At 39.2% G+C, this 12,592-nt stretch carries 7 protein-coding genes; all 7 read left to right on the top strand.

The features are described 5' to 3' along the window. Positions 1–314: 314 nt before the first annotated feature. Genes LFX25_RS05225 through LFX25_RS20840 form a run of 7 tightly spaced genes read left to right on the top strand, consistent with a single transcriptional unit; the run spans position 315 to position 12,592 of the window. Positions 315–1,853, top strand: a complete 1,539-nt coding sequence (locus LFX25_RS05225; protein WP_406600479.1) for a TolC family protein — start codon at positions 315–317, stop codon at positions 1,851–1,853. A 12-nt stretch (positions 1,854–1,865) separates the two neighbouring features. Then, on the top strand, positions 1,866–3,683 hold the full coding sequence (locus LFX25_RS05220) for an Ig-like domain-containing protein (RefSeq protein ID WP_238729295.1): 1,818 nt from the start codon (positions 1,866–1,868) through the stop codon (positions 3,681–3,683). Positions 3,684–3,715: 32 nt separating this feature from the next. Then, on the top strand, positions 3,716–4,441 hold the full coding sequence (locus LFX25_RS05215) for a lipoprotein (protein WP_238729294.1): 726 nt from the start codon (positions 3,716–3,718) through the stop codon (positions 4,439–4,441). Further along, complete coding sequence (locus tag LFX25_RS05210; RefSeq protein ID WP_238729293.1) at positions 4,431–5,051, top strand: tetratricopeptide repeat protein; 621 nt, start codon at positions 4,431–4,433, stop codon at positions 5,049–5,051. Before LFX25_RS05215 ends, LFX25_RS05210 begins: the two co-directional genes overlap by 11 nt. A 49-nt stretch (positions 5,052–5,100) precedes the next feature. Continuing rightward, positions 5,101–6,582, top strand: coding sequence for an efflux RND transporter periplasmic adaptor subunit (locus tag LFX25_RS05205; protein ID WP_238729292.1), 1,482 nt, complete (start codon positions 5,101–5,103; stop codon positions 6,580–6,582). After that, positions 6,579–9,668, top strand: a complete 3,090-nt coding sequence (locus LFX25_RS05200) for an efflux RND transporter permease subunit (RefSeq protein ID WP_238729291.1) — start codon at positions 6,579–6,581, stop codon at positions 9,666–9,668. Before LFX25_RS05205 ends, LFX25_RS05200 begins: the two co-directional genes overlap by 4 nt. Continuing rightward, entirely contained in the window at positions 9,665–12,592 is a 2,928-nt protein-coding gene (locus LFX25_RS20840; protein ID WP_238729290.1) for an efflux RND transporter permease subunit, read from the top strand. Before LFX25_RS05200 ends, LFX25_RS20840 begins: the two co-directional genes overlap by 4 nt.

Genomic DNA, 12,592 nt, shown 5'->3' with positions numbered 1-12,592 from the left:
ACAAAAAGCAGCGTTAAAACAGATCAATAAATTACATAGGATAAAAAGAAGCCGTCACAGACAACGAAAATATGATCAATAAAAGACCAATGAAATCTTCTAAATACTTAAAAATGGCGAATATAGCGTTACGTTCCATTCGAAATCTATCGTTACTACAACTTGACGTACAAGCTATGCAAAACTATTCGATCATTACGTATCAATTTCGTTTAACAAAATTAGACCTAAAACGTATAGCTTCAAGCAAATGCGCCATAATTACGTTATTGTAAATACCCATATTTGAACCTTAGAGCGCACGAATCCTCAACATGAAAAAAAACGAAAAATTATTCAAAGTGGAACTTCTGTACGTTCTATTCTTATTTTTTTTCGTTATCCAACATCTCGGTGCTCAGGCGGATATTGGAAAACAGCCGCCGATGAAGATAACGTTGGATCAGGCGGTTCTTATCGGATCAAGCAATAGCGTAGTTCTTAAGGTTTTGGAAGCTCGAAAGGATGTTTCTAAAATGGTAATCACGGAGAAATGGAGGGAATTTCTCCCTAAGTTTGGAATTCAATATTACGGACTTCGAAATCAAAACGTGAATTCTACGGACAATATATACAACGACATTCGGTTGACGGTCCAACAGTTGGTTTTCGATGGCGGAGAAGCGAACTTAAATTTGGAAATTGCCAAACTGTCCGAACTTCTAAATGAGCAGGACTTCAAGATCACCCTCTCAAAACTGCGATTCGAAATACAAAAAGCCTATTTTAAGACCTTAGCGACAAGAGGGAAGGTATCTATACAAAAAAAAGCATTAGAAAAAGCGCAAGAAGGGTATCGAAAAGGACAAGTAGAGTTTAGACAAGGTTTCATAACTAAAGTACAGCTTTTGGATTTGGAAAGTAAGGTTAAACAATCCGAATTCAACGTCCAGAAAGCCAAAAACGACAGCGATCAGGCGTTATTGGATTTAAAACAAGTGATGAATCTGGATTATTATGCCAATGTCGAGTTGGACGAAAACTTATTTTACGACTTCGTAATCAATCCCCCTTCTTCCATGAATATGGACGAATTGATATCCAAAGCGAAAAATGGACGCGAAGATCTGAAAAAAATGCAAGTTCTCGTAAAGAAAATCAAGAATGAAAAAGAAATCTTAGACAATCAGTATATGCCTAAAGTTTATTTGGGCGGTTACGCAGGAAGAAACGGAAATAACAATCAATTTACTCATGATAGCTATGGGGTAAATTTTAATCTTGTAATGCCTTTAGGGAGCAGCGTTGTTCAATCCAACGGGAACACAGGCGTACAAAAGGACGGAAACGGAATTCAAACATATCCGGGCTTCGGAAATCAAACCGTAGGCCCCGGAACAAATAGCTACAATTCCACTTCAGTACGATTATTCGACAATCTAAGCCAATCCAGAAAGGCGATTGAGGGCGAGATTCAACTCAGCGAAGCTTTATTAAATTATCGCAATATGGAAAATCAAGTCGGTTTTGAGATCAAAAAAGCGGTCGATAAACTGAATCAATCTTGGGAACTAATCAACATAGCGAATTCTCGGATCAATCTTCAAGTGGAATCAGGAAGAGTGACCGCTGCGAAAGTCGCGCATGGTCACGCGAAAAAGGAAGATCAGATCAATTCCGAACTTGAAATGATAAAATCCCAAGAGGATTTAACCGACGCCCTTGCTTCATACGCGATCAATTGTTACGAATACGCTCAGGTAACGACGGATGAAGGCGGGCTAAGAAGATTAATCAATTATTCGAAAGGTTCGGGTAATTCGATACTTTTGAATCTTATAAGAAATCAGGAAACGACGAAATCAAAAAGGTAAGGAATAAAGAATATGAAAATAGAATTTGAACACGTCTGGAAAGGTAAATTAACATTTTTATATATTCTAATTTTCTTTTCTTTAATCGGGCTAAACTGTCAAAACACGGGAGAAAAACTCTTGGGCTTAGGCGCGTTATGGGGAGATCCTCCGCCGGAAGTGATCTTCAGCAGCCCTCGGTCCGGAACAGATAATCTACCATCCGATCAGAAATTCGACGTGGGTTTCAGCCGAGAAATGAATATGCAAAGTTGTAGAATCGCATTCAGCATGTCTCCGCAAACGGTTGGTTTTTTTACCGAACTGAACGGCACCGTATTAACGTTCTCACCGTCAAATCCGTTAAATCCGGGGACTTATACATATACTGTAACGAAAAGTTGCGAAGATAAGGCCGGACTCGATCTTAAAGATCCGTTTAGTGCTTCGATTTCAATTGGAAACGCTGCGAGCGCGGGACAAAGTCCTGTCGTGAACGGAATGTTCTTGGCGGCTGGAAATAGCATCGCTTGTAACGCCGGCACGGCAACCCAAACCAATTTTTTTAGTTCGAATGTAACCAATGCCTGTATGGGCAATCCGACCGTAAATCCGATCGTCATCAACTTTTCAAGACCGATGAACACGTCCGCTACTCTTACTTCGTTATCTATTAGCCCGGGGATTTCGGCTACATATACTTGGACTTCCGGCAGCACACTTGCAATTCAACCTGATTTCGCTTTGAACGCGAATCAAAGATATAATATCAGCTTTAACGTAGGCGCAAAGGACATGAATGGAATAGCGTTGGGGGGTAACTCCATCGGGACGTTCTTTGTTGGAACCGCAAACGCAGGACCAAACGTAAATACGATGACTGTAACAACAGGATCCCTAGCAGGATGTCAAGCCGGCATAGGAGCGCCGGTCGATATCTTGACGGCAAACGTCGTTAACGGCTGCTTAGGGAATCCGAACTCCCAATCTTTCGTAATCAATTTCAATACTCCGATGAATCCCGTCTTAACCCAAAACGCAGTTTCTATCAGCCCCCCGATAAGCGGGAATTTTACTTGGACGGCTGGAAACCAGACACTGACATTTACCACGGATTCGAAATTAGAGTTTGGCGTTCGATATACGATCGCAGTCGCTTCCTCTGCAACTGCAGCGAACAATAATACTTTGACAACTCCTATTTCAGCAAGCTTTATCGCAGGTGGTAACAACCCGAATCCGGTCGTTCAAGCAGTCGGCTTGGTTAGCCAAGTAGGGGCTCCCGGTTGCTCCCCGACATTCCCCGCAATAGGAAGCGCCGCGGGCGGAACTTGGACCTCGACTTCTTGCTGGTGGGACAACAGTCTACCGATTCTTCAACCGAGCAGTTATAGATTTGAAGGCGGGGACGAAGGAAACAATAATGCAGCCTCTTGTAACAACAAGACCACAGACGATTTTAGATTGGTCTTCAACAATTATATGAACCTGGGTAGTACGATTGGCGCGGTTTCTTTATCTCGCGAATCGGGATCCTCTACCGTTATTCGTTTATCAAGCTGGAACTGGAGTGACTGCCAAGCCGTATACCCATTCGGTTGCCGCGTTTTAGATGTGACGTTCTCGGAAATGGAATCGAGTTGTGGAGGAGTTAATGGGTTCGGAAGTTCGGCGGATTTCAATTTAACGAATGCAAAATTCGATTTCAACGCAAATAACGGAGCAATCCCTTATCCTGCCATTCCCACCTCGCCCAACTACCCTGTCTATACGATTCAAGTAAACGGCTCGGCGACGGATATATTGGGAAGACCCTTGACTCCATTTAGTTTTTCCATGGTAAGCCAGTAAAGCCGAGAAATAATAATTTAGGAATATACGATATGAAACTTCATAAAATTTTAATATTCGTTTTACTGTGTATACTGTATAACGGCTGTATGGTTTTTAATCGGAGTGCGCGCGCCGCCGAAAAAGCCGAAAAAGTAAAAGCGAACTATCAAATCGGATATTTAGAAAACAGAGACTTCAGATTTGATCCATTTCGAATTAAGAATTTTATAAGCTTGTTAAAGTTCGAGATTATTCGAGGCGGGAACGGATTGGTGGAAGACGGTTCGGAATCCGATCCATCAAAGAATTCAACCTCCGCTCCTCAGCAAACTCCGTCGAGTACCGTCCAAAATCCAGAAGCGAAGGATAGTGTCTCTCCTCCGGTTCCGACTCAAGCAATGCAGGCTATGACAAATCCGGAAGGAGTAAAGCCGAATTCGGACGCTACTACAGCCGCAGCAAAAGATACCAAGCGTATGCTTACCGAAACGGAAATTAAAAGCTTATCGACAAAAACCAATTTCGATTATTATCTCCAAGGATCGTTCGGAATGTCCGATAACGGGAGCATTTTGGACCGAAATTTTACTACACTCATATTCATTGATGTCTACGATAAAACTGGAAAATTAATCCGTACCGTTTCTTACGCACAAGAATCGAAAAATTTTTCAGAAGCCGATGATTTAAGACAAGCGAGCATCAGCTTGGTGGATAAGATCATGAAAAAACAGGAAAATATTGAAAATAAAGAGTGGTGGAAATTTGGATTCTAAAAGCGTATTTTTTAAAACGAAACTTTCATTTATAATTATCCTTTGTCATTCAACAATCCTTTTAAATTGCGGGCTTTCCGAAAAGGAAATGGATTCCATGTATCAAAGAGGAATCGCTCTATTCGTCGCAAATCAAAGAGAAGAAGCATTGAAGATTTTTAGCGAACTCTACAAACAAGACGAGGATTACAAAGACGTAAAACTTGTTACAGGCAAGCTTCTATATTATAACCGCAGATTCGAGGAAGCAGAGAAAATATTCCAGGAATTGTCCGATGATGATTCCGCGGATTATAATGCTTTAGGTTGGTTAATTAAAGCACAATTTGCGGGAACTCCTCTCAAAAAAGAACTTATGGAAAATCTACAGAAATTCCTTTCTAAAGATTCCGAAAATTTGGAGATCCTTTTTATTAGCGCCCGGTTATTGGAAGAAACAGGAAAATCGGACCAAGCAATTCTTGCTTACCAAAAAATAATAGCTCAAACCCGCATGTTAGCCTTTTCTCACCGTCAGCTCGAAAATATTTATAGAAAAGCAAAACTTGAAAAAAAAGCCGCATATCATAATCAGAAATATCTGGATCTTTTGGGAAAATCCGAACCTTAAAGGAATGACCATTGAGAAAGGACAAATTTTTCAATAGGAGAATGATAACTTGATCGTCAAATTTTTAACGTCTAAAACGGGCAAATACAGCTTAGGTATCGCTCTAATTTACTTTATTGTTTCTGTTTTTTTAGTTAGAATATCTAAAAATTCGAATAGTAGAATATTAAAAAATACTACATCATTTATGACCAAACCGATATCTTTTGCGCTTCCGTCGCAGAGTGAAAATGACACAGAAGAAGAGCAAAGCCAAAAGTTGTCCGTTTTGGCGATGAACGTGGAAACCGAATCGATAACTCCGCTAGTGGAAGCCTCCGGCATGATAGATTTTATCGAAAAAGTCGATGTCTATTCCAAAGTTTCGGGAAGAATTGAAAAGACTTATTTTAAAGAGGGGGAGGAAATTTCTCAGAACCAAAAACTATTTAAAATGGAAACCTTGCCGCTTGAATTGGAATTGCTCAAGCAGGAATCGACTATGGAAAGCTCCCGTTCGCAAGTTAAATTAGCTCGCGAAAAGTATATAAAAGCAAAAGGGAATGTTCTCGGAAAAATCCAAGAATACGAAAAATCCATATCAATTTTGGAAAAAGCCAAACAGGAATATGAAAAATCGAAAAATACGTTCGCAGGAATCGAAGAAATATACAATGCTGGCGGTTTTAGCCGCGAAGAATTCGAAAATGCAAAGCTGAATCTGCAATCAAAGGAAACCGCCTACCAGTTGGCTGAAAAAGACGTCGAAATCCGAAGCATCGGCTTAACGGATAAGGATATATTAAGAAATAATTATAAGATTCCGGATACGAAAGAAGAAAGAATCGAAATTTTGACGGAGATAAATAGTCTCATCGAAAAAGCGGAATGGGAAGTTACCGAGGGAGTATTAAAAGCCCACGAGGCGCAAGTTAATTCCACAAAAATGATGCTCAAGGAGTCTTTAGTATTTTCACCGCTTACAGGTGTCGTGTCTAAACAATTCAAGAACGAGGGTGAAATACTCGCTAGTTCCGGTCCAGGTCAACATGTCTTATCGATCATCAATGTAAAACAAGTCTACGCGGTCCTTAACATTCCCGAATCCGAGTCCATAGATCTTAAAAAAGGAATGCGTGTTACTTTTTTCGCCGACGTCTATAAAGGACAGGAATTTGCCGGAATCGTACAATTAGTCAGTCCATTGATTGATCAAAAAAGCCATACCGTTGAAATCAAAGCGATCGTAGATAATAAGAACAAACAGCTTAAACCGGGAATGTTCATACGGGCGAACATTACTACCGGCAAGGAAAAGCCAACCATTAGAATTCCGAGTATGGCTGTTTTGCTAAATGAGGACGGTACGACTGGAACGGTTTGTGTCGTTCGGGACGGAAAAAGTTATAAAAATGAAGTGAAACTCGGAACCCAAAGCGAAGGAAAAATCGTCATCACGGAAGGATTGTCGGATGGAGATACGATCTTACTGGAACGAATTTCGCAGCTTAGAGACGGAATGCCGGTAAATCCGATCTTTGATAAAAGATGAAAGCTATTGTTAAGTTTTGTGTCTCGAAACCGGTAACGGTTTTAATGACTTGGATTGCCATCGCAATCTTCGGGATCATCGGTTTAAAGAGCGCAAAAATTACTCTTCTTCCTGAAATTGCCTTCCCTCGAGTCTCGGTCATAACTACCTATCCGAATGCGTCTCCGGAAGAGATCGAAAATCTTATCACAAAACCTCTCACAGATTCGATAGGAACAGTAGGAGGAATCGAAAAAGTTACCTCGGAATCGCTGGAAGGGATTTCCGTCATAACTGTTCAATTCTCGTTTAATACTTCGATCGACTTTGCAATCATTGAACTTCGTGAAAAGATCGACCTGATACGAGATCAACTTCCGCAGGATGCGAGCAAACCGTTAGCTACGAGATTCGACCCCTCCCAATCGGCATTTCAAGAAATCGTTATATCCCCGAAAAATGATACCGATGCAAAATCGCTTAGATCTTTCACGGAAGAAAACGTGAAAGTGTTCTTTGAAAGAATCGACGGTATTGCATACGCTCAAATCTCGGGCGGTTACGAAAAGGAAATCAGAGTCGAGATCGATCCGGAAAGGATGACAACCTACGGCGTATCGATTCCGGAAATCCAACGGTCCATCGTAACGGCAAATATAAATATGCCCGCGGGCAGCCTCCCAGTCGGCAATAAAGATTTATTATTGCGGACCGTCGGGGAATATAAATCGCTAAATGATATTAAAGACACAGTTATAACAACCAACACGACAGGTATTCCAATACCGATAGGTTCGGTCGCGAGCGTTTATAGAACATTCAAAGAACGAAGCGGCTTAGCCCGATATAACGGGAAAGATTGTATCGTTATTTACTTGTATAAGGAATCTGGAAGAAACTCGGTAGAACTTGCCGATCGTGTACAAAACGAGCTGGAATCCATCAATCTAAAATTTTCCGATAAATTATCGGCTCAATCCATATATGACGAATCTATTTTTATACGCGATTCCGTTTGGGGTTTAATCTGGTCGTTGGTGATAGGAGCCGCCTTGGCTTTTATCGTACTTCTCCTTTTGATTCAAAGTCTCAGAGCGCCGCTGATACTTCTAATCATCATTCCTTTTTCATTACTCGCAACGTTTCTTCTTTTTTACATCTTTGATATCTCGTTAAATATGATGTCCTTAGGTGGCTTAGCTCTCGGAATCGGAATGTTGTTCGATACGAGTAACGTTGTATTTTCTTCCATCGAACGAAACTTAGAAAAACGCAAATCCACGTATGATTCTTCGGTCGAAGGAACTTCGGAAGTTATGGGTTCTGTAGTATCGGCAACCTTAACTACCATCATTGTTTTTTTACCCATTATTTTTATAAAAAGCTTCATCGGAATTCTTTTCACCGAGATGGCGATTGCAATCGTAGTTTCCATATCGATCAGTTTACTCGCATCGATCACGATCATCCCGACTCTTTACGTCCTCCTAGACGAAAGCGAATTCGGATCACAACTTCAGAGCAGTCGCCTTTTCCAACGATCGGCACACCTGTACGAATCCGCATTGATATCCTATGAGGTGAAGTTAAGATCGTATTTAGAAAATCCCAAAAAATTAGTTTTCGGTTTATTTTTCGGACTTGTCTTATCCGCCCAATTTTTATTTTTTCTTCCCACCGAATTTATGCCAGCGGTGGACAATGGAGAATTTACGATCAACATTGAAAACAGTCAGAATAGCACTTTACTGAGCACAACCAATTTAGTAGAGACCGTCGAGCAGGTTCTTCTTGCCGACAAAAATATAAAAAGCGTTATCGCTAAAATTGGATCGGATGGCGACGATATTATATCAAAAATAAACGGAGGATCCGGCGCCAATATGGCCAAAATAAGAGTGTTACTCCGTCAAAACGCATCAAAATCGACGAAAGAGACTATTGAAGGAGTTCGAAAGAAAATTTCGTTTGCTGAGGATATCCGAATCAATTTCGAAGGAAACGGGGATGTCATCGGTAAGATTCTCGATCCCCACAATAGTCAGCTCAATTTGGAAATTCACGGCGAGGATTTAAGAACTCTCTCTGACATTGGAAAGAATCTTACCTTAAAATTGAGGAAAGAAAACGTTGCAACGGATTTACGAAACACGTTAGAAACCAAAAAACATGAATATCTAATTGAATTCGATACTATCAAAGCAAGTTCTCTAAAACTAACCAACGATTATATTTCACAATACATAAAAGTTGCAAGCTACGGTGCCGACATTTCGCGAATTAAATACCAGGACGAAGATCTTAACATTCGCCTTCTCGTAAAAAGGAATGATATAGACAATCTAAGTAAACTTCAAACTCTGAATATTAAAACTCCCTCGGGCGAATTCATAAGATTATCTCAAATCGCCAGTATAAAAGAAAATATTTCTTCTAGTTCTATCCGAAGAGCGGGCAATTCGCGAGTCAACATGGTCCAAGGCAACTTAGATCCGCGAGGCACAACGGAAAAAATCAAAAAAATTATCGAAAATACGAAATTGCCGACGGGCTATTTTATTAAAATCGGAGGAGAATCGGAAAACATAGAAAAATCGTATAATGAACTTCTCTTCGCATTCATCTTAGCTTCTTTATTGATTTATATGCTTTTAAGCAGTCAATTTCAATCGTTAAAACTTGCCGCTGTAATGATCTGTACTATCCCGCTCATGTTTATCGGAATTTTCCCTGCGCTTTTTCTATTCGGTAAAAGTTTCAATATCAGCGCGTTTTTAGGATTGGTTCTTCTGTTAGGCGTCGTAGTCGACAATGCGTCTCTTTATTTCGAATATCTGATTATCTCTTTTAAGGAAAGTGGTGACTTTGCTAAAGCGATTATCGAAAGCGGAAAGATTGTCTTTCGTCCAATTTTAATGAATAATTTAACGACGATTTTAGGTTTGGTACCCGTTGCTCTTGAATTTCAAAAAGGGGCCGAATTTCAATCGCCGATGGCTATCGTTGTAATCGTAGGTTTGTTTTCCTCCTTCTTTTTCAGTCTATTCCTGCTTCCTATTCTGTTCTTTTTATTATTAAAAAATAGAAAAGTAGAAAAACTATCGTGACTACGAATTCAATTCAATACCCTTCCAAAATTACGATCCAAATGCTCGTAAGTGCTTTAATGCTATTCGGGATAATATCCGTATTCTTAGTCAATTTTTCATTGTTTCCCATTATAAAAAACCCGGCACTCTCCATCGTCGTTGAATATCCGGGAGCAGATTCAGATACGGTCGAAAAAACGATCACGATTCCACTTGAAGATCAAATTTCGACGATCGGCGGAATAACGGAAATTCGTTCTCAGTCGGAAAAAGGAAAGGCTTTAATCCGATTGGATTTCGAAAGCCGTACGAATTTAGACCTGAAGACCTTGGAGATAAAAGAAAAGATCGAAAGTACCGTCGGTAGATTTCCCAAAGATGTAAGAAAACCGAAAGTCTTAAACTTTGATCCGACCGAAATGCCCATTGCCGTCGTCTCTTTGAAAGTAACCGATCCCAAATCAATGGGAGAACTTAGGACATATGCGGACACAGTATTAAAAAAGACCTTGGAGGCAATAGAAGGTATCAGCAAAGTAACGGTATCCGGGGGTAAAGTAAAAGAAATCTTAATTTCTTTCGACATGCAAAAATTAAATGTCTACAATCTGAGTTTAACTGATCTCTATAATGCGATCCATTTTAATAATCTATCCTCAACGGTAGCGTCCATCGAGGAAAAAAACGGTCTATACCAAGTCAGGCTTAGAGGAAAATTCTCTACGATTGAAGACTTAGTCGATTTACCAATAACCAGTTTAGACATGGGCAAAATCGTTAGACTCGGAGATCTTGCAAAAATAGAAAGCTCATACCGCGACGAAGACAATGCTTACAGAGTCAATGGAAACGAAAACATTGGGGTATATGTTTACAAAAAACACGACGCAAATATTTTACAAATATCCTCGGATATAAAAAATGCAGCAAAAAAAATAAACGAACAGGACCGGCAAATCGAAATCATTTTTAACCAAGCCGAGAACATAAAAAGCGCCTATATAAATGCAGTCTCAATCGTTCTACTTACCGTGATCTTTTTCTTCGTCTCTATTCGTCGACAACTCGGGGAACAAGCGGTCGGAATCTTTGCAACAACAATATTCCAACTGATATTTATATTTCTAATTTTCGTTTTCGTTCATTTCGTTTTCAAAATCGACTTCGATTTATTAAGTATCCTTTCGATTTATCTTTCGTTCGCATTCTGGACATTATTGTATTCAAAATTAAAAGAATTAGAATTTAATAAGACAACGCAGCGAAGCTTGTTTTTATTTCTTCTCCTTAGTTTTCCTTGCCTTTTTATTCCAACGATTATTCTAAACCCAACGATCGGCACCAACTTATTACGATTGTCGTTACTTACATCTCTCGGCGTATTTTTTCTATATCTATCTTATCAATACATCAAATCACCGTCTAAAAATTCCGAAGACCATAACACTATAGAATTCAAAACAATTCCTGTAAAACGAACGAGGAAAAATAACGAAGAAGATAATTCCAAGACCCGGTTAGGACAAAACAAAAATGTAACGTTATTATTAGCTTTTCTTTTAGCGGTGTTAACGGCTGCTATACTATACATTCGATCTCCTAAGGAAGTTTATTTCAATATCGAAGACGATCGGATATACGGCTACATAGAACTTCCATCCGATTCGAGCTTTTCTTATACGGATAAAATCGTTCGGAATATTGAATCAAAATTGATTGAGAATCGAAAAACAAAAGATGTCATATCCCAAATCGAATCGGGCCACGCATTTCTAATCATCAACTACGATAAAAATATCTTTTTTAAAGAGAATATCATTCCTTCTCTAAACGAATCAGTCGGAAAACAAAATCCTGCTTATTGTTATTTCACGAAAGAATCCGAATTAGGGAGAATGAAAGAGATCTCCTTGGATGTTATCGGTTCAGACCACTCTACTCTAAACAAAACCGTCCCTCAGGTTGCAAACGCGATCACTAATTTACCCGGAATACACGAAGTAATCCTGAACTTCAAACCTCCTCGCAATGAATTACAACTAGATCTGAATAGCAAGAATTCTTTGGTTCCGAATTCCGAGATAGGATCTTTTTTACGTACAATATTACAGGGCTCCGTTGTTAGCAAATTTAACGAAAATAATAACGAACTGGATATTCGCATTCGCGCTTCAAAAGAATATAGGGAATCGGAAAAACAATTAAATCGTTTTTTAATTAAAAACAATATCGGCCAGTTCTCGCCGATAGGTAATTTATACAGTCAGAAGGAAAGCGCTTCACCGATAAAACTTTTTAGAAAAAATAAACGCCCAAGTCTTTCGTTATCAATACGAACCGATTCCTATTCAGCCATTTCGCTTCTCCAAAACGTCAAAAACACCGCAAAGAACATATTAAACTTAAATGAAAGGATAGAATTGAACGATCGGATTGAAAAGCTGTCAAAATCAAAAACGGTATTTACGACCCATATAATATTGTTAATTTCAATCTGCTTCTTTCTTTTAGTAGCCTTTACGGAATCATTAACAAAAGCCAGCGGGCATTTCTTATCCGTAATATTTGCGTATTCTATTTTTTTATCGCTTTATTTGATAATCTTTAAAACTTATGATATAAGTCTGCACATCGGAAGTGCTGTCGTACTTGTATCGCTCATGCTTGAAGCAATCACCAAGTTGACAGGTAAAGAAAACACAAATAGAGAAAAATTAGATCTGAAACTTTTTTATATCGCATTCATGCTCTATATTCCGTTTTTATTATTCGCAAATCCTGAACTATTGCTGCTAAAAAATGTGATCGGATTTTTCCTATGTGCACTTTTTCTATCCAAGTTTGCATTATTTTCCTTTGATATGGAATACAATAGCATACTTAATCTTCTTTTCAAAAGAGCGTCGAATACCTTACGATTTTCCCGATATTGGAGGAAATAA

It is taken from the genome of Leptospira sanjuanensis (genome assembly GCF_022267325.1).
Classification (GTDB): domain Bacteria; phylum Spirochaetota; class Leptospiria; order Leptospirales; family Leptospiraceae; genus Leptospira; species Leptospira sanjuanensis.
Note: the sequence above shows the minus strand (reverse complement) of the source record. Positions and strands in the feature narration are given on the sequence as shown.